This is a genomic window from Burkholderia sp. TSV86, assembly GCF_001522865.1.
Taxonomy (GTDB): Bacteria; Pseudomonadota; Gammaproteobacteria; order Burkholderiales; family Burkholderiaceae; genus Burkholderia.
Genome location: NZ_LOWB01000039.1, coordinates 56,948 through 78,621, shown reverse-complemented (window position 1 = coordinate 78,621; position 21,674 = coordinate 56,948). Strand labels below are relative to the sequence as shown.

General features: G+C 63.9%; 22 protein-coding genes and 3 tRNA genes. 14 read left to right on the top strand and 11 right to left on the bottom strand.

Features of this window, described 5'->3' with window-relative positions:
* Positions 1–37: 37 nt before the first annotated feature.
* A complete protein-coding gene (locus WS68_RS06940) occupies positions 38–295 on the top strand; it encodes a GlsB/YeaQ/YmgE family stress response membrane protein (protein ID WP_059519845.1) in 258 nt (85 codons plus the stop codon).
* Positions 296–452: 157 nt separating this feature from the next.
* Here WS68_RS06940 and WS68_RS06935 read toward each other — a convergent pair whose 3' ends face one another.
* The 4 genes from WS68_RS06935 to WS68_RS06920 all read right to left on the bottom strand — a co-directional run bounded on the left by WS68_RS06935 (position 453) and on the right by WS68_RS06920 (position 5,170).
* Positions 453–968 (bottom strand): thiol-disulfide isomerase, encoded by a 516-nt coding sequence (locus WS68_RS06935; protein WP_082709854.1) that lies wholly within the window; start codon positions 966–968, stop codon positions 453–455.
* The gene (locus WS68_RS06930) at positions 965–2,245 is read right to left on the bottom strand and encodes a sialidase family protein (protein ID WP_059570100.1); all 1,281 of its coding nucleotides are present in this window, start codon (positions 2,243–2,245) and stop codon (positions 965–967) included. Before WS68_RS06930 ends, WS68_RS06935 begins: the two co-directional genes overlap by 4 nt.
* An 11-nt stretch (positions 2,246–2,256) precedes the next feature.
* The gene (locus WS68_RS06925) at positions 2,257–4,629 is read right to left on the bottom strand and encodes a TonB-dependent receptor (protein ID WP_059570098.1); all 2,373 of its coding nucleotides are present in this window, start codon (positions 4,627–4,629) and stop codon (positions 2,257–2,259) included.
* A gap of 151 nt (positions 4,630–4,780) precedes the next feature.
* Complete coding sequence (locus WS68_RS06920; protein ID WP_059570084.1) at positions 4,781–5,170, bottom strand: DUF2946 domain-containing protein; 390 nt, start codon at positions 5,168–5,170, stop codon at positions 4,781–4,783.
* Between the two features lie 180 nt (positions 5,171–5,350).
* On the opposite strand from WS68_RS06920, the gene WS68_RS28250 reads away from it, so the two are divergent.
* Together WS68_RS28250 and WS68_RS06915 are read left to right on the top strand one after the other, a co-directional pair.
* Positions 5,351–5,497, top strand: coding sequence for a hypothetical protein (locus tag WS68_RS28250; RefSeq protein ID WP_173678657.1), 147 nt, complete (start codon positions 5,351–5,353; stop codon positions 5,495–5,497).
* Positions 5,498–5,758: 261 nt separating this feature from the next.
* Positions 5,759–6,352, top strand: a complete 594-nt coding sequence (locus tag WS68_RS06915) for a chorismate mutase (protein WP_059570083.1) — start codon at positions 5,759–5,761, stop codon at positions 6,350–6,352.
* Here WS68_RS06915 and WS68_RS06910 read toward each other — a convergent pair.
* Both WS68_RS06910 and WS68_RS06905 read right to left on the bottom strand, forming a co-directional pair.
* The gene (locus WS68_RS06910; RefSeq protein ID WP_059570082.1) at positions 6,313–7,491 is read right to left on the bottom strand and encodes an exonuclease domain-containing protein; all 1,179 of its coding nucleotides are present in this window, start codon (positions 7,489–7,491) and stop codon (positions 6,313–6,315) included. The two genes, WS68_RS06915 and WS68_RS06910, sit on opposite strands and share 40 nt — an antisense overlap.
* A gap of 138 nt (positions 7,492–7,629) precedes the next feature.
* Positions 7,630–7,833, bottom strand: a complete 204-nt coding sequence (locus tag WS68_RS06905; RefSeq protein ID WP_059519850.1) for a cold-shock protein — start codon at positions 7,831–7,833, stop codon at positions 7,630–7,632.
* A gap of 403 nt (positions 7,834–8,236) precedes the next feature.
* Between WS68_RS06905 and WS68_RS06900 the strand changes: the two genes are divergently transcribed.
* Both WS68_RS06900 and WS68_RS06895 read left to right on the top strand, forming a co-directional pair.
* Positions 8,237–8,506 (top strand): hypothetical protein, encoded by a 270-nt coding sequence (locus WS68_RS06900; RefSeq protein WP_059570097.1) that lies wholly within the window; start codon positions 8,237–8,239, stop codon positions 8,504–8,506.
* 518 nt (positions 8,507–9,024) lie between these two features.
* Positions 9,025–10,164, top strand: a complete 1,140-nt coding sequence (locus WS68_RS06895; protein WP_059570081.1) for a porin — start codon at positions 9,025–9,027, stop codon at positions 10,162–10,164.
* A 79-nt stretch (positions 10,165–10,243) separates the two neighbouring features.
* On the opposite strand, the gene greB is transcribed toward WS68_RS06895, so the two are convergent.
* Positions 10,244–10,807 (bottom strand): transcription elongation factor GreB, encoded by a 564-nt coding sequence (gene greB / locus WS68_RS06890; RefSeq protein ID WP_059570080.1) that lies wholly within the window; start codon positions 10,805–10,807, stop codon positions 10,244–10,246.
* 150 nt (positions 10,808–10,957) lie between these two features.
* Between greB and WS68_RS06885 the strand changes: the two genes are divergently transcribed.
* Both WS68_RS06885 and WS68_RS06880 read left to right on the top strand, forming a co-directional pair.
* Positions 10,958–11,034 (top strand) — tRNA-Arg (locus WS68_RS06885).
* Positions 11,035–11,096: 62 nt separating this feature from the next.
* Positions 11,097–11,173, top strand: a tRNA-Arg gene (locus WS68_RS06880).
* Positions 11,174–11,326: 153 nt separating this feature from the next.
* Here WS68_RS06880 and WS68_RS06875 read toward each other — a convergent pair.
* The 4 genes from WS68_RS06875 to WS68_RS06860 form a co-directional block, all read right to left on the bottom strand.
* Entirely contained in the window at positions 11,327–13,693 is a 2,367-nt protein-coding gene (locus tag WS68_RS06875; RefSeq protein WP_059570079.1) for a RelA/SpoT family protein, read from the bottom strand.
* Positions 13,694–13,754: 61 nt separating this feature from the next.
* Positions 13,755–13,958 carry a DNA-directed RNA polymerase subunit omega gene (rpoZ, locus tag WS68_RS06870; protein WP_006025620.1) on the bottom strand — a complete coding sequence of 68 codons (204 nt, stop codon included), beginning with the start codon at positions 13,956–13,958 and terminating at the stop codon, positions 13,755–13,757.
* A gap of 59 nt (positions 13,959–14,017) precedes the next feature.
* A complete protein-coding gene (gene gmk / locus WS68_RS06865) occupies positions 14,018–14,713 on the bottom strand; it encodes a guanylate kinase (RefSeq protein WP_059570078.1) in 696 nt (231 codons plus the stop codon).
* Positions 14,714–14,719: 6 nt separating this feature from the next.
* The gene (locus tag WS68_RS06860) at positions 14,720–15,643 is read right to left on the bottom strand and encodes a YicC/YloC family endoribonuclease (RefSeq protein WP_059570077.1); all 924 of its coding nucleotides are present in this window, start codon (positions 15,641–15,643) and stop codon (positions 14,720–14,722) included.
* 172 nt (positions 15,644–15,815) lie between these two features.
* Here WS68_RS06860 and rph point away from each other — a divergent pair, with 172 nt between their 5' ends.
* From rph to WS68_RS06820, 7 genes are all read left to right on the top strand, one after another.
* Positions 15,816–16,547 (top strand): ribonuclease PH, encoded by a 732-nt coding sequence (rph, locus tag WS68_RS06855; RefSeq protein WP_059570076.1) that lies wholly within the window; start codon positions 15,816–15,818, stop codon positions 16,545–16,547.
* 85 nt (positions 16,548–16,632) lie between these two features.
* The gene (gene rdgB, locus WS68_RS06850; protein ID WP_059570096.1) at positions 16,633–17,247 is read left to right on the top strand and encodes an RdgB/HAM1 family non-canonical purine NTP pyrophosphatase; all 615 of its coding nucleotides are present in this window, start codon (positions 16,633–16,635) and stop codon (positions 17,245–17,247) included.
* Positions 17,244–18,461, top strand: coding sequence for a radical SAM family heme chaperone HemW (gene hemW / locus WS68_RS06845; RefSeq protein WP_059570075.1), 1,218 nt, complete (start codon positions 17,244–17,246; stop codon positions 18,459–18,461). Before rdgB ends, hemW begins: the two co-directional genes overlap by 4 nt.
* A gap of 91 nt (positions 18,462–18,552) precedes the next feature.
* Positions 18,553–18,640: transfer RNA gene (locus WS68_RS06840), tRNA-Ser, on the top strand.
* Between the two features lie 247 nt (positions 18,641–18,887).
* Positions 18,888–19,370: a TonB family protein gene (locus WS68_RS06835; protein ID WP_059570095.1), complete on the top strand. Its 483-nt coding sequence runs from the start codon at positions 18,888–18,890 to the stop codon at positions 19,368–19,370.
* A gap of 448 nt (positions 19,371–19,818) precedes the next feature.
* Positions 19,819–21,168 carry an MFS transporter gene (locus WS68_RS06825; RefSeq protein ID WP_231752962.1) on the top strand — a complete coding sequence of 450 codons (1,350 nt, stop codon included), beginning with the start codon at positions 19,819–19,821 and terminating at the stop codon, positions 21,166–21,168.
* 234 nt (positions 21,169–21,402) lie between these two features.
* Complete coding sequence (locus tag WS68_RS06820) at positions 21,403–21,585, top strand: hypothetical protein (RefSeq protein ID WP_059570094.1); 183 nt, start codon at positions 21,403–21,405, stop codon at positions 21,583–21,585.
* Positions 21,586–21,674 lie beyond the last annotated feature (89 nt).

Genomic DNA, 21,674 nt, shown 5'->3' with positions numbered 1-21,674 from the left:
GTTTCACTTGGAGTACTCACCAAAGGAGAGGACCACTATGGCAGCACATGGCTTGATTGCGTGGCTCATCATCGGCGCGATTGCCGGCTGGCTCGCCGGATTGCTCGTCAAGGGCGGCGGCTTTGGCCTGATCGTCGATATCATCGTCGGTATCGTCGGCGCCGTCATCGGCGGCTGGCTGGCTGGTTTGCTTGGCATCAGCTTGGGCGGCGGCCTAATCGGTTCGATCATCGTCGCCGTCATTGGCGCCGTGATCCTGCTGTTCGTCATCCGGCTGTTCAAACGGGGCGCCTGATCCTCCCTTCGCTGTAATCCGGCCCGCGTCCGCGCGGGCCGGCCCTTCGTTATCGTTGCCCTCACCGCGGCGGCGGCACTCTCCGCATACGCTCGGCCCCGCGCCGTTTGCCGGCGTCAGCCGAGCGGCCTGCGCCGAGCGCAACGCAGCAAATAAATCAGTGCGTATCCCGCAACCAGCCGTCGAGCACCGCTGGCGCGAGCAGCCCGCTCTTCGCCCGTCGCGCGCCGTTCGCACCGATCCATAGCGTTCGCGGCAATTCGCCCCGCCAATCGGGATCGAGCGCCACGCGCAAACGCTCCGGCATCGGTTCCGCATTTCCGTATTGCAATACGTCGGCCGGCAATTGCATCTGCGCCAGTGCCCGTTCCAACTGCGACGCCACCTCTTCGAGCGGATCGAGTGCAACGAGCGCGATTCGCACGTGCGGATGTGCGCGCCGCCATTCGACGAGATGCGCGACGTTTTCCCGGCAATATCCGCAATCGAGCGACCAAACTTCGACGACGAGCGGCGCGCCGCGCCCGCTTGCATAAAGCGGCCCGACGTCCGGCACCCGCAGCGGCCACGGCCGAGACGGCGAGACCGGGCGCGGCGGCGGTTCGGCTGCCACGCTCGCATATGCAATGCACCATGCGATGAGCGCCATTGATACGATGGTCGCGCGCCTCATCGTTGCTCCTCCACAGCGATCACGCGATAGCCGTCGTTGCGCGTGCGCCATGACAAATAGACACGCCCGTGATCGAGCAGAAGCTGCGGGTTGTCGCTCGCGCCGGCGGTTTGAGCCAGCGTGCGCGGCGCGCTCCAATGTGCGCCGCCGTCGTCGGAGCGGCGTAGCTTGATACGCATCGTGTCGCCGTCGAGCGCTTTCCATGCGAGCCATAGCGTATCGCGCCGCGCGACGAGCGCTGCATGCGAAGCCTGTTCGCCCGGCGCTGCAGGATCGTCTGCGAATGCGAAAGGCGCGCCGACCGGCACGCCTTTCGCATCGAGCCGCGAATAAAACACGCCGGCGCGGCCGTCGACGACGCCGAACCACGCCAGATGCCGCACGTCGTCCGGCGTAACTGCAAGCGCGGGCCCATGCTCCGGACACGCCTCGACATGCCACTTCGAGAACGTCGCGCGTACCGGTTCGACGGCGTGATCCGCGAGCGCAGGCAACGCCGCAAGCGCGTGATCGCGGATCTGGCCTGGGAACACGCTGCGCCAAACGGCCTGCACGCGCCCGTGCGAATCGACCGTCATCGCGATTCGACAGCATTCGCACGTGTGATCCATCACCTTGCGTTCCGGCTCGAATGTCGCGCCGCCGTCACTCGACACCGCGTAGTAGACGGCCGCGCCGTCATACGGCAGCCCTGCCCGCTGCGCCGCCACCCGGTCGCGCTTGTCGATCCACGCAACGAAGATGCGCCCTTGCGAATCGACCGTCAGCATATCGAAACGATGCGTGATCGCCTGCCGGTCGCGGTGGACGGTAAGCGGCACCGACCAAGTCGCGCCACCGTCGAGCGAGCGCGAAAAACGCACCATGCCGGTATAGGGCGCATCGAGCGGCATCGACCATGTCACATAAATCGCGCGGCCGTCCGGGCTTGCGGCGAGTTTCGGCCGGTTCTCTGCACTCGTGTAGATCGGCTCCGGCAGCGCGTTGACGCTTGAGGGCGCGGACAGCGTGCGGCCGGCGTCGTCCGAATGCGCGACCTGGACATGCTCGCCATCGACCCATGCAACCCACAACCGATGACGCGCATCGAACGCGGCGCCGGTCGCGAGCGGCGTTTTTTGCATGGCGCTCGCGCTCGCGGCATGCATCGCCATATGCGCCGACTGCGCTGCACGAGGCGCGGACGCCTGCTCGGCCGCCGATGCCGCCCCTGCTGCCGGCATCGGCATATCGTGCGCGTGCGCGCCGAACGCGAGCGCAAACGCCGTGCCGAACATCCCCCATCGTTTCAGATCGCCCATTTCAGCTCTCCATAAAACGTCCGCTCCGGATAAGGATGAAACACGTAGTAGCGGCGGTCCGTCACGTTATCGATGCCGAACGATGCAAGCCAGTGCCGATCGAACCGGTATTGCGCTTTCAGATCGACGACCGCATATGAACTCGTGCCGCCGTACACGTTCGGATTCACGTCCCGGTTGTCGAGCGTGTTGAACTGACGCCCCGAATAGCGAACGCCGAGACTCGTCATCCAGTGCTCGTCGAAGCGATACGACGCGAGCAGATTCGCACGCATGCGCGGAATCCGCGGCCAGCGTGCACCCACGTACGCAGCATTGGCCGCATCTGCAAGGATCTGCGCATTCGTCGCCGACACGTTTGCATCAACGTCGAGCCCCCTGAGCCCGACGTTCTGTCCGGAAAACGCCAGCTCGACGCCGCGCACGCGCACGCGGTCCACGTTCGAGATGTTCGTGTACGTCGCCGCGCCGGCAAGCGTCGTCTGGCTATAGATGGCGTTGCGCTGATCGCTCTGGAACACGCTCGCGCGCACGATGCCCACGCCGACGTCACGCTCCGCGGTGAAATCCCAATCGATCGCTTTTTCCGGCCGCAGGCTCGGGTTGTTGTTGACGATCGCGTTATTCGAGATCGTTCCCTGGAACAGTTCGGCGACGGTCGGAAAACGCGTGCCCGTCGCGAATGACAGCCTGAATCGCCACGCACCGGCGGGCGCCCATTGCAACGCAAGCTTCGGCGACAGCGCGTTCGCGCTGCGGCCGGCATAGCCGAGCGTCGAGTTCGCATTGCCGAGCACGCCGCCATAGGCATCCCAGCGCTCGTAACGCAACCCGAGCGTGGCCAGCCAGCCGGGTGCGAAACGCCACGCGTCCTGCGCGTACAGCGCCTGCGTGCGCGTGTTGCCGCGATAGCGACTGGCGAGCGCCGTCGGCACCGCGCTTTGCCAATCCGGCGTGTTGTAGGTCTCGTTGCTCAGGAAGTACGTGTCGAAGTGATAGCCGAACGACAGCCGGTGCCCGCGCACGTCGGCCGATTCCGCGCGCAGATCGACCGTGCGCCAGCCCGTGCCGTCGCCGTGGAACACCGTGCCGGCGCCGGCCGGCGAGACGCCCGACGACGCCCGCAACACGTCGCGCGACACGTCGTACCCAGATGCGACCATCGACAGCCTCCATCCCGATGCGAGCCTTGCGTCGAGCCCAAGCCCATACAGCCAGTTCTCCTGATCGCCGCTTTGCGGAGCGAACGCCGCGGGCGACACCGTAGAGTTGCGCCCGCCGAACGACACGTTGCCGCCGTACACCGGATTGCCTGCCGCATCGCGCAAGAACGTGTCGCCGTGCTGCCGGAAGTGATTCTCCCAATGACCGAGCGTAAGCGTCGCGTCGACATGATCGGTGAACGCATAGCCCAGGCGCAGCAACTCGTTGATCTGCTCGGTGCGCTCGATCGTCTGCGCGCCGACGATGGTGCGCGGCCGGCCGTTCGGATCGATGTCGGCGCGAGCGCCCGTCACCGGCACGCTCGCGCCGAGCTTCGGGTTGTACGCGGCGTTCGGGCTCGCGTACTGCATCGGCTGGCTGTCATTCTCGAGCCGGTCGAGCGACAGCGCATACCAAAAACGTCCGGCTCGATCGGCAATGCGCGCCGTCTGATGGTTGCCGCCGAAGCTGCCGGCATATCCGTAATCGTCGCGATAGCGCTGCGTGAAGAACTGCGTCGACACCGACGCCTCCAGCCGTTCGGGCTTGCGCGTCGTAATCTGCACGGTCGAGCCAACCGAGTTGCCCGGATACAGCGCGGAAAACGGGCCATAGAGCACGTCGACGCGCGCGATATCGTCCGGTTGGATCAGCGACCAGCGCGGCGGATACGAATAGCTCGAACCGAGCAGATTCGACAGCAGCAGGCCGTCCGCGTAGACGAGCCCGCGCGCGCTCTGCAACTCGTTGAAATCGCGGCCGGCGAACACCGAATTGCGATCGCCGATATAGCGCCTGCGCACCATTAGATTCGGCGCATATTTCAGCGCATCCTCGGTCGTCACGTTGACGTGCGAATCGATCCGCTCGCGCGTGAGCGATTCAACGACGCCCGGCGTGTCAATGGCAAACGCCGGCCGCCGCGCCGTGACGGTGACGACGTCGAGGGTGCGCGCGGGCGCCGTGGCCACAACAGTGCTCGGCGGGCGCGGCGAAACGGGCGGAAGGCCGGATGCGGTGGCGGCCGGCGAAGCAGACGACGAAGCCACGGCGGCGGCGTCATTGGCCCCCGCGTGGACGGCGGGCCACGCGAGCGACGCAGTGCACGCGGCCGCGAGCTGCCTGCGCGCGCGGCGCGCGGCAAGGGCATTGAGCATGATGAAACGAATCCTGAAAGCGAGGTCGGCGACGCGCTGCATGCGCGAGCAAGCGCCACGCTCGGCCACGACGAACGAGGCCAAACGGCGGCACCAGGCGCCGCGCGCGCAATAAAGCGCTCACGCGGACGCAGCACACGAGCGGGAAAGGTCAGGTCAACGAGGATTCAGGCGGCGCACGCGGCTGCGCGATGCGCATGCCGCGGCGCAAAAAAACGGTGCGTTGCTCGCTGCGGCAATCGCAAACGAACCGGCGCACGAAGCTCGGCAATGCAGGCGCGCTCGCGCCAAGCGCGACGTTCGCGGCAAAGCCCGGGCAGTAGACGCAATGCGCGGCGCCTGCATGCGCTTGCGATGCATCCCGGCCGCCTTCGTCGGCGATCGTGATGCGCTTTGCTCCCGCCGCACTGCACAATTCGAGCGTAAACGGCGCATCCGCGGTAGCCATGGCTGCGTCGCGTGCATAGCCGATGACGGGCGACAGTACGTTGAGTACCAGCGCCAGCCAAACGAGGCTCATCCATCGCGTCGACCGTTTCATTCGCAGTCCAAGGCAAAGAGGCGCGCAGTATAACAAGCCGATCCACGCACGCATCCGGCAGCCATCCCCACGCATGCTCCGGCGTGTACCGTTTAAGCAACAAAGACAAAATCTAACGATTGATTACTGGCAAGAACCGGAGCTTGAGATCGATAATTGTTTTATCCCAAGGAGAAAATCATGGACGAGAGACCGACCCGCATTCCCCCGCCCGAGAAAGTGATGAGCCCGGACCCGGAACCTGTGGCCGTCGAATTTCTCGCCGAGTTGCCCGATCATGTGCGCGCGTTTTTTGACGAGCAGCACAAGATGTGCGCGCCGAAATAAGCGCGTTGTTCATCTCACATTCGCACTGGCAAGCGATCGCAGCCGTCACCCATCGATGAGCGCTCTCGTGTGCGCCTTTGCGTCGCCGCTTCGGCACTCCACTCCGAACCCGGGTTCCGCCAACGGTCCGGGTTTTTGCCGTTCCTCTTTTCGCTTCACCCACTGATCTCCCGCTTGCGCCGCATCACTGCGCAGCATCTTCGCTTATTCTTCTGAATTTCCCGTCACCGGCCCGACTGGCCGGCATCGTCATTTGTCGCCATGAAACAATCGCTTCGCTCAAGTCTTGCTGCCGCCGCGCTCAGCCTCGCCATGACGGCCACTCCCCGCATCGCCTTCGCGGACGGCGACGACACGCCGCTCACGAATCTCGTCGCGCTCGTATCGCAGCGCCTCGCACTCGCCGAGCCGGTCGCACAGTGGAAATGGATCAACAAGAAACCGATCTCGGACCCGCCGCGTGAAGCGGCACTCCTCGCCGACGTCGAAAAACGGGCACAGCGCAGCGGCGTCGATCCTGCCTACGCCCGCGCGTTCTTCGAAGATCAGATCTCGGCGAGCAAAGCCGCGCAGAATGCGCTGTTCGCGAACTGGCGCGCAACACACGGCCCAACCGGGCCCGCCCCCGATCTGGCCACCAGCACGCGGCCGCAGCTCGACCGGCTGACGCAATCTCTACTGAGCGCCCTTGCGCGCGTCGCACCGCTGCACGATGCGCCGGATTGCCCGTCACGCCTCGCGCGCAGCGTCACGAATTGGAAAACGCTAACGCGCTACGATTCCAACCAGAAGAATGCACTCGATATCGCGCTATCTCACGTCTGTGCAGCAGGCAGCGCTAGTGCTGTCGGCTGAGTGCCGCCGGTGAAGCCCGCCAGTGGAATCAGTTGCAACCCGCACGCGAGATGCGTCTGCAGAATGCGGCGAACGGCAGACGCCCCGCCCGCGTCGGATTCCAGACGGCTTGCCTGCGCCGCGAGCGCCGCGGCCTGATCGATCGTCGGCGCCGCGCCGACATAGCGCCAGCGATCGATCACATGGAAAAAATCCACCGCACCGCGCTCCTCGAATGCGACCGGACCGTCAAACGGCCACTGCGCGCCAGCGCTAGAGTGGCGCGCGCCGCGCTCGGCCCGCCGGTTGAAAGCCGGCTGGAGCGCCGCAATCCATTCGGCTTCGGCAAGTAGCGCGCCAAGCTCGCCGCCCGTTTCACGCCACTCGATCCGCCTGACCTGCCGCGCGATCCGCATTTCCTTCGACGAACGGCGCTCGCCCGTCAACAGCGCACGCAACCGCTGCCGTAGCCTGACGCTGCGCCCCACGTAGAGCGGCGCGTCCTCATCTCCGAATAGCGCATAGACACCGCAGCCCGCAGGCACATCGTCCAGGCGCTGATCCGTCAGCCCATGCGCGAGCCGGAAATGGCGCGTCGCCAGCGCAATCTGCTCCCGCAAACGCTCGAGCGGCACGACGCTGTGCAATTCCTGCCAGAACTGCCAGACGAGATCCGCATCCGCGAGCGCGCGATGCCGCCCCATCGGCGTGAGCGCATGGCGCTCGATCAGCGCATCGAGCCCGTGCCGGGGCTCGCGCGGGAAAAGCGCGCGCGACAGCCGCACCGTACAAAGCACGTCAGGATCGAACGCAAAACCCGCGCGCTCGAATTCGGCACGCAAAAAACTCCGGTCGAAGCTTGCGTTGTGCGCAATGAAAAGCCTGCCCTCAAGCCGCTCGAACAACGCAGGCGCGATATCGGCAAAGGCAGGCGCATCGCGCACCATATCGTCGCTGATCCCGGTGAGTTGCTGAATGAATGGAGGAATGGGCTGCTGAGGATTGACGAGCGTCGTCCACGTCGACACGCGTTGCGCACTTACCTCGACGACGCCGATTTCGGTGATTCGATGCTCGGCGGCCGAGCCGCCAGTTGTTTCGAGATCGACGAATGCAAGAGGCATGTCGATCGCGGGGGTGTGCAACGGCAAGGCAGTCATAGGGGCGGGCTGATCGCGCTTTCTGTTTTTAGGGTACGCGCCGGCGAAGACCCGGCGCTTACAGCGCTATTCTACTCGCCATAAAAATCAAAACCCCCGCCTTGGCGGGGGCTTGCACGGCCCTCGGTTTTTAGGCGTTCAAAGCGCCTGAATATTCGCAGCCTGCTTACCTTTCGGACCAGTCTTCACATCGAAAGATACACGCTGATTTTCTTTAAGCGTTTTGAAGCCCTCCATCTTGATTTCGGAAAAATGGGCAAACAAATCTTCGCCGCCATTGTCCGACGTAATAAAGCCGAAGCCCTTAGCATCGTTAAACCATTTCACGATACCGGTATCCATATTCCTAGTTCCCCACTAAATTTAAATAACACACGGGCTACGCCCTTATACGGTCACACAAGGCTCCGATGCTCCCTGAATCTCCTGATGGACATGGCAGAAGCAACGCGAGCCCGCGTGCTGCTTTTATAAATTGAAAAATCCAACGCAGTCAAGAAAATTTTTAGTGACGCCTTATGCAGCTTGATGGAAATACAACTGGAATCGGTACACTCGCACCGGAAAATTAATAAGCCGCAACAACACCTGTCACAATTACCGGGATTAGCGGGCATATTTAATTTCAAAAAAGAAAAATCTACCGTGAACGAGATAATCGACGCCGGATCGGTATTTTTCCGGGTTGCGACAACCCAAAACTTTTGCAACGCTGGACAGCGCATTGAAGCAGCAGGAGATCGTCATGCTGAACGGTATCAAACGCTTCGCACATCGACTTGGAATTGTGCATCGCAGCAATCTAGCGGGACGCACTTCGGCAGCATCCGCGACGCCCGCCAGTGAATTCGACGCAACGTGGCACGGCGATCATTGGCAAAATTTGCTGTCGTCACCGCTCGATGCGCGTCATTACATCATGGAAGACTGGGCGCAACCGCTGATGCCGCTGCCTCACGAAGCCGCCGGCCCTCAACCACTCAAGCGCCGCCACCGGCGCCGCTACGAGCAATAATCGCGCGCGCAAAAAAAAAGCGCGACCAGAAGTCGCGCCGACAAAGGTTTGGAGATCTTTTCCGTCAACGAAAAAGTCTGCTTAAGTAAGCAGAATCTTCAGTATAACGACTTGACTCTCTTTTATTAGTCATAGTCCTGACAAACCTCTATTGTCGAAGCGACAATAATGAGCGGTTGCCGGCGATGCCAGTGCGCATACCTCTGTGGATTGTCGCCATCACGCAACGTCACGAGACATTTCATTGTAGTCAGATTTTTCCCACCTCCCCGCAAAGCCTTATAGGGTAAGGGTTGCCGGTCCCTTACCAATTATTTCTAAAACATAAACATAATATTTCTTAAATTGATTCCATCGGATTTCAGCAACATTCTCTTACACTCCGCATTGATTGATAACGAGCATCGATGCACGCTCGAAACATGCCCTCCCCGGCTCTGTTTCTCGTCTCAATCGCCGGGAACTTCGAAAAGCAGGTTGGACTGCCATCGGCCCTGTTTTAGACGGAGATAAACCCAATGAAAAAGACTCTTATCGTTGCAGCTCTTTCCGGCGCCTTCGCCACTGCCGCCCACGCGCAAAGCAGTGTGACGCTGTATGGCCTGATCGATGCCGGCATCACGTACACGAACAATCAAGGCGGCCACAGCTCCTGGTCGGAAACCTCGGGCTCGGTTAACGGCAGCCGCTGGGGCCTGCGCGGAACCGAGGATCTCGGCGGCGGCTTGAAGGCGATTTTCGTATTGGAAAACGGCTTCGGCATCAATAATGGCGCGCTGAAGCAAAATGGCCGCGAGTTCGGCCGTCAAGCATTCGTCGGCCTGTCGCAGACGCAATACGGCGCGCTTACGCTCGGCCGCCAGTACGATAGCGTCGTTGATTACGTCGCTCCCCTGTCGCTGACGGGCACGCAATTCGGCGGCACCGAGTTTGCTCACCCGTTCGACAACGACAACCTGAACAATTCGTTCCGGGTCAATAATTCAATCAAATACACGAGCGCCGACTGGTACGGCCTGCACTTCGGCGGCCTGTACGGCTTCTCGAACAGCAATCAGTTCGCGAACAACCGCGCATTCAGTGCGGGCGTGTCGTACAGCTACGCCGGCTTCAACGTCGGCGCCGGCTATCTGCAACTCAATAACGACACGACGCCGACGATCAATAACCAAGCGGGCGCCGTAACCGGCGACTACACGTTCGTCGGCAAGCGTCAACGCGTGTGGGGCGGCGGCCTGAACTATACATATGGCCCGGCGACGGCCGGCTTCGTGTTCACGCAATCGCGGATCAACAAGGCGCTTTTCATCAGCCCTGGCCAGTCGGGCGTGGCGAACGGCATTGCGCTCAACGGCACGTTCCTGCGCTTCAACAACTATGAAGTGAATGCCCGTTACGCAATTACGCCGGCTTGGACGGTCGCGGGCGCATACACGTATACGGCCGGCTATATCGACGGCCGTCACCCGGGCTGGAACCAGTTCAACCTGCAAACGGCGTATGCGCTGTCGAAGCGTACCGATGTGTATCTGCAAGGCGTCTACCAGCGCATCACCCAGGATGGTCTGAACATCGGCTCCTATGTCCTCGGCGCGGGCGGCGCGTCGTCGACCAACAAGCAGGTCGTCGTTACCGCCGGGCTGCGTCATCGCTTCTAGGCCGCGCGTTTCGGCACAGACGAAAGCGCCCCGGCCGGGGCGTTTTTTTTCGCCTGCGAATTGCAATACCGCCGCGCGGCTACGCGACACCCGGCGCGGGATAATGAACGTCGAGCACTTCGATAGGCTGAGGACCGAGCGGCGTCATCAGCGTCACTGTATCGCCGACCCGCGCCTTGAGCAGCGCACGCGCGACAGGCGAAATCCAGCTCACGTGCCCACGGTCCAAATCGACTTCGTCGATGCCGACGATCGTCACGGTATGCTCGGCGCCGTCCTCGGTAGCGTAATCGACGGTTGCGCCAAAGAACACCTGATCCGTACTTTCCTGCCGGCTCGCATCGACGACTTCTGCCAGATCAAGGCGCTTGGTCAGGAAACGGATCCGCCGATCGATCTCGCGCAAGCGCCGCTTGCCGTATATGTAATCACCGTTTTCCGAACGATCCCCGTTCGACGCAGCCCACGACACGAGTTTCACCACTTCGGGCCGCTCATCGTCGATCAAATGCAGCAGTTCGTCACGCAAGCGCTGGTGACCGGCTGGCGTGATGTAGTTCTTCGCGCCGGGCGGGATCGCCGCCTGCGCGTGTTCGAGATCCTCGTCGTCCCCGTCGGACTCCTTCACAAACGCCTTATTCATGATGCTCTCAACGGCTATCCACCAGAATTCGACAAGGTTACACGATCGGCACAGCGGCGGCGCGAACCAGCACGCACATCACGCTATCCAATAATTTGTGTTCAGGCACTTCCCTTTTTAAAGAAGTTTGCTATAATTTCGCTTCTGCGTGCGGCTGTAGCTCAGTTGGATAGAGTACTTGGCTACGAACCAAGGGGTCGTGGGTTCGAATCCTGCCAGCCGCGCCACTTTTTCAGGGCCTTCTCCCGGGAAGGCCCTTTCAATTCGAAGTAGTTGTACTGCTTTGCGTGCGGCTGTAGCTCAGTTGGATAGAGTACTTGGCTACGAACCAAGGGGTCGTGGGTTCGAATCCTGCCAGCCGCGCCATCTTTGAAGGGCCTTCCTCCGGGAAGGCCCTTTGTTTTTATGCACCACGCAAAGGTCTGCCCACCGTTGATTTCAACAGCGGCGCTGCAGCCTGCCTCGGATATTTAGCGCCTCCCTGCCCCGCCATCGGGTGGGCACCGCGCCAGATCACGCTCAATAGTCCTGCCGCTCGCGATCGATTCGCATCCCGCCATCATGGCGTGCATGCACCGCGTCATCATTCGAGCGCTCGCGCATCATCCGCATCACGTCAGGATTGGTCCGCACGCGGCGCATCACGTTGGCGAGATGCACACGATCGCTCACCTGAATAACGAAGCGCAGCACAGTTGATTCATGGGTCTGATCGTCGTCCATCGCGATATGGACGATGTTCGCATCAGCCGAAGTAATGTCCGCTGCGACGCGCGCGAAAATCCCCTTCGCGTTTTTCACAAGCACCTTCACCGCGACATCGAACAGGCGTCCGGGCTGCGGCGCCCATGCAACGTCGATCCAACGCCCCGGATCGCGCCGGTGAATCCGGCGCGCGACCCGGCAGGCAGTCGTATGAATCGCCATCCCGAGCCCAATGCCGATATAGCCCATGATGTCGTCGCCCGGGATCGGCCGGCAGCACGCCGACAACTGCACCGACATTCCCTCGGTGCCGGTGATGACCACGGGAGGCGCATGATTCGTCGCCTGGCGCTCGGCTCGCGAGCCGTCGTCGTCGGCGTCGCGGCCGCTCATCAGCACCTCGATGCGCTTGGCCATCACCGCGGCAACGCGCCGGCCCAGGCCGATATCCGCGAAAATTTCCTGCCGGCTCTTGTTACCCGTCCACTGAACGAGTTTCTCCCACACCTCGGGCGTCACGTCGGCCAGCGTGAAGCCGTAGCCCTTGAGGCTCTGATCGACGAGGCGCTCGCCCAATTGCACCGATTCGTTCAGACGCATCGTCTTCAGATAGTGCCGGATCGCCGAGCGCGCCTTGCCGGTGCGCACGAAGCCGAGCCACGCGGGGTTCGGCTTCGAATAGGGGGCGGTGATGACTTCAACGATATCGCCGCTCTTCAGCTCGGTACGCAACGGCAACAATTCGTTGTTGATCTTCACGGCAACGCACTGGTTGCCGAGATCGCTATGGATCGAATACGCGAAATCGAGCGCGGTCGCGCCACGCGGCAACGCCATGATCTTCGACTTCGGCGTGAACACGTAAACCGCATCCGGGAACAGATCGATCTTCACGTGCTCGAGGAACTCGCTCGAATCGCCCGCTTCACTCTGAATGTCGAGCAGTGACTTCAGCCACTGATGCGCGCGCTTTTGCACGTCGTTCAGATCCGCGCCGCCGTTCTTGTACAGCCAGTGCGCGGCAACTCCCGCCTCGGCAATCTCGTGCATCTTGCGCGTGCGCACCTGGAATTCGATCGGCGCGCCGAACGGGCCGACCAGCGTCGTATGCAGCGATTGATAGCCGTTGACCTTCGGGATCGCGATGTAGTCCTTGAACTTGCCCGGCACGGGCTTATAGAGCGAATGCAGCACGCCGATGCACGTGTAGCAATCGAGCGGATGCTCGACGACGATCCGAAAGCCATACACATCGAGCACCTGCGAGAACGACAGTTGCTTGTCGCGCATCTTCCGGTAGATGCTGTAGATCGTCTTTTCCCGGCCGTTGATTTCGGCTTCGATCTTGCCTTCGGCCATCGCGCGTTGCGCGGATTCGAGAATCTTGCCGATCACCTCGCGGCGGTTGCCCCGCGCGGCCTTCACGGCTTTCTCGAGCGTCGCGTAGCGATGCGGATTGAAATTCGCGAAGCTCATGTCCTGCAGCTCGCGATAGGTGTTGTTCAGGCCAAGGCGGTGTGCGATCGGTGCGTAGATATCGAGTGTCTCGCGCGCGACGCGGCGGCGCTTCTCCATCGGCACCGCGCCGAGCGTGCGCATGTTGTGCAGGCGATCGGCGAGCTTCACGAGAATCACGCGCACGTCGCGCGCCATCGCGAGCAGCATCTTGCGGAAATTTTCCGCCTGCGCCTCCTCGCGGCTTCTGAACTCCATTTTGTCGAGCTTCGACAACCCGTCGACCAGCTCAGCGACCTTGGGCCCGAAACGCTCGGCAAGTTCGCTTTTGGTGACACCCTGATCCTCCATCACGTCGTGCAGCAGCGCGGCCATGATCGCCTGCGCGTCGAGCTTCCAGCCGGCGCAAATTTCCGCGACGGCGACAGGATGGGTGATGTAGGGCTCGCCGCTCTGGCGATATTGACCGAGGTGGGCTTCGTCGCTGAAGTGGAACGCTGCCTTGACCTCTTTGATTTCGTCCGGGCTGAGGTAGTCGGCAAGCGCGGCGGTCAGTTTCGCGATCGAAACGACCCCGTGCTTGCGCGGCTGCTCCGGTGTCGCGGTCGGCCCGAACAGATGGCGAAACGACTGCTCGAGAACCGCGTCGATATATTGACGTGCAGGCGACGACGCAGTGGCTTTGGAAGTGGCCTCGGTGGAGGCGGACGATGGTGCGGTGCTCATTTTCGCCTCCTGGGTTCGCGCGTCGCGGGGGATTACATGGTTGACGAAATCCGGCCGTGCCTTAAACCGGCACTTTCTTCAGCATTTCGACGCCGACCTGGCCGGCCGCGATCTCGCGCAACGCGACCACCGTGGGTTTGTCGCGGCTTTCGATCTTCGGCGTATGGCCTTGCGCGAGCTGCCGCGCGCGATAAGTGGCGGCAAGCGCCAGTTCGAAGCGGTTCGGAATCTGCTTCAGGCAGTCTTCAACGGTAATGCGAGCCATGTTGGGTCGTTCCTTCAGAATATGGTGCTTATTCTACCTTATGCGCGCCGTTCGATCCGTCACTCGGCATGCGGCAAATGAATGCCGAGCTCGACGAATAGTTCGGTGTGCCGTGCATATTGCGACGCGAAGCGCAGGCGCGTCGCGGCGACGATGCATTCGAGCTCGGCAAGCGCATGCTCGAAGGTCTCGTTGATCACGACATACTCGGCCTCGGCCGCGTGCGCGATCTCGCTGCCCGCGGCAAGCAGGCGCCGCGTGATCACGTTCGGTTCGTCCTGCCCGCGCTTCTTGAGCCGCTCTTCGAGCGCGGCAAGCGACGGCGGCAAAATGAAAATGCCGACCGCGTTGCGGAACTGTTTCTTCACCTGCTGCGCGCCTTGCCAATCGATTTCGAGCAGCACGTCGTGACCGCTTTTCATTTGCTCTTCGATCCACACGCGCGACGTGCCGTAGTAGTTGCCGTGCACCTCCGCGCTTTCGAGAAATTCGTGCCGCGCGTGACGCTCGCGGAAATCCTCGACCGTCGTGAAATGATAATGCTGGCCATCCTGCTCGCCGGGGCGCGGCTTGCGCGTCGTGTACGAGATCGACAGGCAGATCGCCGGATCCTTCGACAGCAGCGCGTTGACGAGCGTCGATTTGCCCGCGCCCGACGGCGCGACCACCATGAATAGATTGCCGGGATAAACCCTGGCATGCAGCGTATGCGCGGGCGCGTGTGCGCCTGCGCCGTCGCGATGAGAATCGGTCATGTCACGTTACTCCAGGTTTTGCACTTGCTCGCGCATCTGCTCGATCAAAAGCTTAAGCGCCATCGACGCATCGGCAAGCTCCTTGGCCGCCGCCTTCGAGCCGAGCGTGTTCGCCTCGCGGTTGAGTTCCTGCATCATGAAGTCGAGCCGCTTGCCGACACGCCCGCCCTTGTCGATCACATGGCGCGTCTCGGACAGGTGCGCGGTGAGCCGCGACAGCTCCTCGGCGATATCGATCCGGATGCCGTACATCGTCACTTCCTGGCGAATGCGCTCGGCCGCCTCATCGCGCGACACGGCGGGCGCGCTGCCGTCCGGCGCCGCGACGCCCAGCGCCTCCTGCAGCCGCTCGACGATCTTCTGCTGATGCTTGGCGATCAACTCCGGCACGAGCGGCGCGATGCGCGCGACGATCGCCTCCATTTCCGCCACGTTCGCGAGCAGCATCGCCGCGAGCTGCGCGCCCTCGCGCGAGCGCACGACGACGAGTTCGGCGAGCGCCTCCTTGCCGCACGCGAGCACCGCGTCGCGCAGCGCGTCGGCGCTCACGCCGCTTTCGGCGAGCACGCCCGGCCAGCGCAGCACTTCGCCCGTGCGCAGACGCTCCGCGTCCGGAAACGCGTCGAGCACCGCGCGCTCGAGTTCGGCGAGCTGATCGAGCGCCGCGCGGTTCAGCGCGCCCGCGCTCACGCTCTGATCGCCGCGCTGCAGGTTGACCCGGATGTCGACCTTGCCGCGCGACAGCTTGTTCATCAGCATTTCGCGCAGCTGCGGCTCGCACACGCGCACGTCGTCCGGCATCCGGAAGTTGAGGTCGAGAAACCGCGAATTCACGGTCCGCAATTCGACCGATACGCTCGTGCCGCCATTGCCCGCGGCCGTCGCAAGCTCACGCGTCGCGCTCGCGTATCCCGTCATGCTGTAGATCATCGTTCGTCCCGTCGTTGAAAGGGCCATGCGGCCCTGAAGGATTCGAGGCGCCCGGCGCTTGGCAAGGCGCGGGACGCTAAACGCGCATTATCCCATTTTTGCCCGCGCCGGCCGCGGGTCGGCACGGCGCGCGCGCGGTAAAATCGGGGTTTCCCTCATGCGTATGGCTCCGATGACGAATTCCCCCTCACGCCCAAGCGCCCGCCGCGCCGACCAACTGCGCGACGTGCGCATCACGCGTCACTACACCAAACATGCGGAAGGCTCGGTGCTCGTCGAATTCGGCGACACCAAGGTGATCTGCACCGCGAGCATCGCCGAGCGCGTGCCCGAATTCCTGCGCGATCGCGGCCAGGGCTGGCTCACCGCCGAATACGGCATGCTGCCGCGCGCGACCCACACGCGCAGCGACCGCGAAGCCGCGCGCGGCAAGCAAACGGGCCGCACGCAGGAAATCCAGCGCCTGATCGGCCGCGCGCTGCGCGCGGTGTTCGATCTCGAAGCGCTCGGCGCACGGACGCTGCACCTCGATTGCGATGTGATTCAGGCCGATGGCGGCACGCGCACCGCGAGCATCACGGGCGCGTTCGTTGCCGCGCACGACGCGGTGACCAAGCTGGTTACGGCCGGCAAGCTCGCGCGCTCGCCGATCACCGATCACGTCGCGGCGATCTCGGTCGGCATGTACGAAGGCGCGCCGGTGCTCGATCTCGATTACGCGGAAGATTCCCAGTGCGATACCGACATGAACGTCGTGATGACCGGGGCGGGCGGCCTCGTCGAGGTGCAGGGCACGGCCGAAGGCGCACCGTTCTCGCGCGCCGAGATGAACGCGCTGCTCGATCTCGCGCAGGCCGGCATCGGCGAACTCGTGCGCCTGCAGCGCCAGGCGCTGGGAGTCTGACGTGAAGCAGCCTTCGCCTCCACCGAACGCCGGGGAAAACGGCCCGGTACATACCGGCGCCTCGGGTAAAGCAACACGCGCAACGCTGTCGCGTATCGTCCTCGCATCGAACAATCCAGGCAAACTGCGCGAGTTCGCGGCGCTGTTCGCGCCGCTCGACATCGAACTGGTGCCGCAAGGCGAACTCGGCGTGACCGAAGCCGACGAGCCGCACGTGACGTTCATCGAAAACGCGCTAGAAAAGGCGCGTCATGCGGCGCGCGCGACGGGCCTGCCGGCCGTCGCCGACGATTCCGGCCTGTGCGTGCCGGCGCTCGGCGGCGCGCCTGGCGTCTACTCGGCGCGCTACGCGCAGCGCGCGGGCCGCGACAGGAGCGACGCGGCAAACAACGCGTACCTCGTCGAGCAACTGCGCGACGTGGCCGACCGGCGCGCGTATTACTGCTGCGTGCTCGCGCTCGTGCGCCATGCCGACGATCCCGAGCCGATCGTCGCCGAAGGGCGCTGGGCAGGCGAAATCGTCGACACGCCGCGCGGCGCGCACGGTTTTGGCTACGATCCGCACTTCTTCGTGCCGGTGCTCAACGCGACGGCTGCCGAACTCGACCCTGCCGCGAAAAACGCGATCAGCCATCGCGCGCTCGCGCTGCAAGCGCTTGCCGGCAGGCTCGAACAAGCGATGCGCGAGGCGGCGCAATGAGCGAGGCTGCCGCCAACGGCACGCGCATCGTCGCAACGTTCACCGCACCCGGCAAGGTTCGGCTCGCGTCGCTGCCCCCGCTTGCGCTGTACGTGCATTTCCCGTGGTGCGTGCGCAAGTGCCCATACTGCGACTTCAATTCGCACGAATGGAAAGACGGCGGTGCATTGCCCGAGCAGGATTATCTCGACGCGCTACGCGCCGATCTCGAAGCAGCGCTGCCGCTCGTCTGGGGCCGCCACGTGCACACGGTCTTCATCGGCGGCGGAACGCCCAGCCTGCTTTCCGCGGCTGGACTGGACCGGCTGTTGTCCGACGTGCGCGCGTTGCTGCCGCTCGACGCCGACGCGGAAATCACGCTCGAGGCGAACCCCGGCACGTTCGAGGCCGCGAAGTTCGCGCAATTCCGCGCAAGTGGCGTGAACCGCCTGTCGATCGGTATTCAGAGCTTCAACGAAGCGCATCTGAAGGCGCTCGGCCGCATCCACGACGCCGCGCAGGCGCGCGCGGCAGTCGAGATCGCCGCGAAAACGTTCGACAACTTCAATCTGGACCTGATGTTCGCGTTGCCGAACCAGACGCTCGACGAGTGCCGCGCGGATCTCGAAACGGCGCTGTCGTTCGCGCCGCCGCATCTGTCGCTGTACCACCTGACGCTCGAGCCGAACACGTACTTCGCGAAATTTCCGCCCGCGGTGCCGGACGACGACGCCTCCGCCGACATGCAGGACTGGCTGCACGAGCGCACGGCGCAGGCGGGCTACGCCCGCTACGAGGTCTCCGCCTATGCGAAGCCGCACCGGCAATGCAAGCACAACCTCAACTACTGGCGTTTCGGCGACTATCTCGGGATCGGCGCGGGCGCGCACACGAAGCTGTCATTTCCGAACCGGATCCTGCGCCAGGCGCGCTACAAGCATCCAGCAACATTCATCGAGCGCGCGAAGGCCGGCGCCGGCGTGCAGGAAGAGCGCGAGGTCGGCCCGCGCGAGCTGCCGTTCGAATTCATGCTGAATGCGCTGCGGCTCGTCGAAGGCGTGCCGATCGCAAGCTTCGCCGAGCGCACCGGCATGTCGGTCACGGCCATCGAGCCCGCGCTCGCCGAGGCCGAACGGCGCGGCCTCCTCGCGCGCGACCATCTGCGCATCGCGCCCACGCCGCTTGGCCAGCGCTTTCTCAACGATTTGCAGGCGCTGTTTCTGCGCGACGAATAGGCGCGGCAATACGCATTGCGTGCGGCGCACGCGAAAACACCGTTGCTTCACGTTCGCCGCACGCGCCGTTTCGGTTACAATGCACGCCCGTGGAAGCGTGGCCGAGTGGTTTAAGGCACTGGTCTTGAAAACCAGCGACGGGCAACCGTCCGTGAGTTCGAATCTCACCGCTTCCGCCAGAACGATCCCGCCCGCGCTGCCTCGGCCTGGCGGGTTTTTTCGTTTCGGCACGAATATTTCGCGCGCCGCCCGTGCGAGCGATACGCTGAAGCCGCATGCGCGAACCGCGCGCCCGAGTCACGCGCCCGGCGCCCGGCCGAACGCCGGGCCGTCGGAACCATGCCGCCGCTCGCTTGTCCCGATGCATGCGCGCCGGCGGGCGCCTATCATGAAATCGACGGTCTTTCGCTCATCGAGGAGGCGATCATGACACCACGCACCCCCCGCCTCTTCGCCGCTTGGCGAAATGCCGCCGCGGCAGCCTGCGCGGCCGCGCTCACCGCCTGCACCATCACGCCGCCGAACGTCGGCGCGCCTGTGCCGGGCGTGCCCGCAACCGGAACAGCGGAGTACCGCATGAGCATCGCGCGGCGCATCGCCGAGCGCAATCCGGAACACGTGCTGCACGGTACGCCACAAGCGATGCTGCGCTCGCTCGTCGTCGTTTCATTCACCGTCGATCGCAACGGGCGGCTCGTCAACTCGTCGGTTTATCGCAGCAATGGCGACGACGAAGCCGAAGGCATCGCGCTCGCGTCGCTGCGCCATGCCGCGCCGCTGCCGCCGCCGCCCGCGAGAATCCTCGACGCCCATGGCGAAGTCGAGCTGATGGAAAGCTGGCTCTTCAACGACGACGGCGAATTCCAATTGCGCACGATCGCATCGCCGCAAGCGCAGACGCTCAACTGAGCGCGAAACGCGCAAGGCCGCGGCGGCCATATGACGTGCATGAGGTACGTGGGCGGCGTGCCTGAACACCCGCTGCGATTTTTTCGCGTAAGGCCGGACTTGCGGCGCGATACCTGAGCACGCGCTGCACAAAGCGGCACCCACAATACGAAGCGATATCCGCCAAACGGCCCCGACAAGCTCGCTATAATTGCCCGCACCGCGCTTTGGCCGCCAGGCCGCGCGCAAGCGGCAAGCCCGATCGGCCCGCCGCGCGATGCGCATCGACGCCCCGCGAGCGAATCGCTTGCGCGGCGCTTCGCTCGGGCCGCCGCGCCGTACCGCGTGCGATGCGGTCCCCTCGATTTGGAATCTGAGCCGCAACCCGGCTGCCGGCCGGCAGGCGATTCGCGGCCGCCCCCCGTCACGCACCATAAACGATGCGTAAAGACCATCCAAGGAGACATCGATGTCGCAAACCCGCTCGTCAATGGCCCAGACGCCGGCCCCCGGCCGATCCGAGCCCGCCGCTGCCGCCGCGCCGCGCACGGCCGATAGACGCGAGCAGCGGCGCATCGTGTTCGCGAGCTTCATCGGCACGGCAATCGAATTCTACGATTTCTATGTGTACGCAACCGCCGCCGCGCTCGTGATCGGCCCCGTGTTCTTTCCGCACGGCTCGTCGACCGCGCAAGCGCTGTCGGCCTTCGTCACGTTCGGCATCGCCTTCGTCGCGCGGCCGATCGGCTCGTTCCTGTTCGGCCATTTTGGCGACCGGATCGGCCGCAAATCGACGCTCGTCGCGTCGCTGCTGGTGATGGGCATCTCGACGACCGCGATCGGCCTCGTGCCCAGCTATGACACGATCGGCACGCTTGCGCCCGTTCTGCTGTGCGTGCTGCGCTTCGGCCAGGGCATCGGCCTCGGCGGCGAATGGGGCGGCGCCGCGCTGCTTGCAACCGAGTACGCGCCGCCCGGCAAACGCGGCTGGTTCGGCATGTTTCCGCAGCTTGGCCCGTCGATCGGTTTTCTCGCGTCGAACGGCCTGTTTTTCGCGCTCGCGCTGTCGCTATCGGATGCGCAATTCCGCGCGTGGGGCTGGCGCATTCCGTTTGTCGTCAGCGCGGTGCTCGTCGCGCTCGGCCTGTACGTGCGCCTGAAGATCGCGGAGACGCCCGCTTTCCAGGCAACGCTCGATCGCCACGAGCGCGTGCGCGTGCCGATCGCGGCCCTCGTCGCGCACCACTGGCGGCCGACGCTGCTCGGCGCGCTCGCGATGATCGTCTGCTACACGCTGTTCTATATCTCGACGGTGTTCTCGCTATCGTATGGCGTGACTACGCTGCACATGCCGCGCGAGCGCTTCCTCGGCCTGCTGTGCTTCGCGGTGCTGTTCATGGCACTCGCGACGCCGCTGGCCGCCGCCGCAGCCGATCGCTTCGGCCGCAGGCCGGTGCTGATCGCCGGGTCGGCCGCCGCGCTGTTGTCCGGTTTCGCGATGGCGCCGCTGCTCGGCAGCGGCTCGACGCCGCTCGTCGCGCTGTTCCTGACGATCGAGCTGTTCCTGATGGGCGTCACGTTCGCCCCGATGGGCGCGCTTTTGCCCGAACTCTTTCCGACGCCTGTCCGCTATACCGGCGCGGGCGTCGCCTACAACCTCGGCGGCATTCTCGGCGCATCGATCGCACCGTATATCGCGCAACTGCTCGCGGCGCGCGGCGGGCTGGCATGGGTTGGCGCCTATGTGTCCATCGCGGCGGCGCTCAGTTTGGTCGGCGTATTGCTGATGCGTGAAACCCGCGATACGCCGCTTGCCTGAGCGCAATGGGCGGGTGGTGGCCGCATGACGAAACGGATTCGCGTTGCGCGGAATCAGCCATATCGTTCGCCGGCCGACGCCCGCCGACGGCTTCACGTCAGCCGCGTTGTCACGCCCGTATCGCGGCCCGCGTTTGCGCCGCGCACCGGCGCGCCTATACTCGATCAGACGCTCGCCGGCGCTGCCGCAGCCGGTGAGCGGCCGTTGTGTTCCGGCCGTCAAGGGATTGTCGCCATGCATTTCATCCATCTGCAAAATTCCGACCTCGTGCTGATCGTCGCGCTGGCCCTCGGCTGCGCGCTGCTGCTGGCGGCGCGCTTCCGACCCCGAACCTGGCTCGGCGTCGCAGGCGAAGCGCTCGTGGCCAATCTCATGGCGATCGCGGCCATCGTCGTGCTCGAACTGCTGCTTGCCTAGCTCGGCAACGTTCGCGCTTTATATGGCACAGGCTGCCGGCCGTTTCGCCGGAGCGCGGGCGGCCGGCGACACGCGATTAGCCGTGGCGC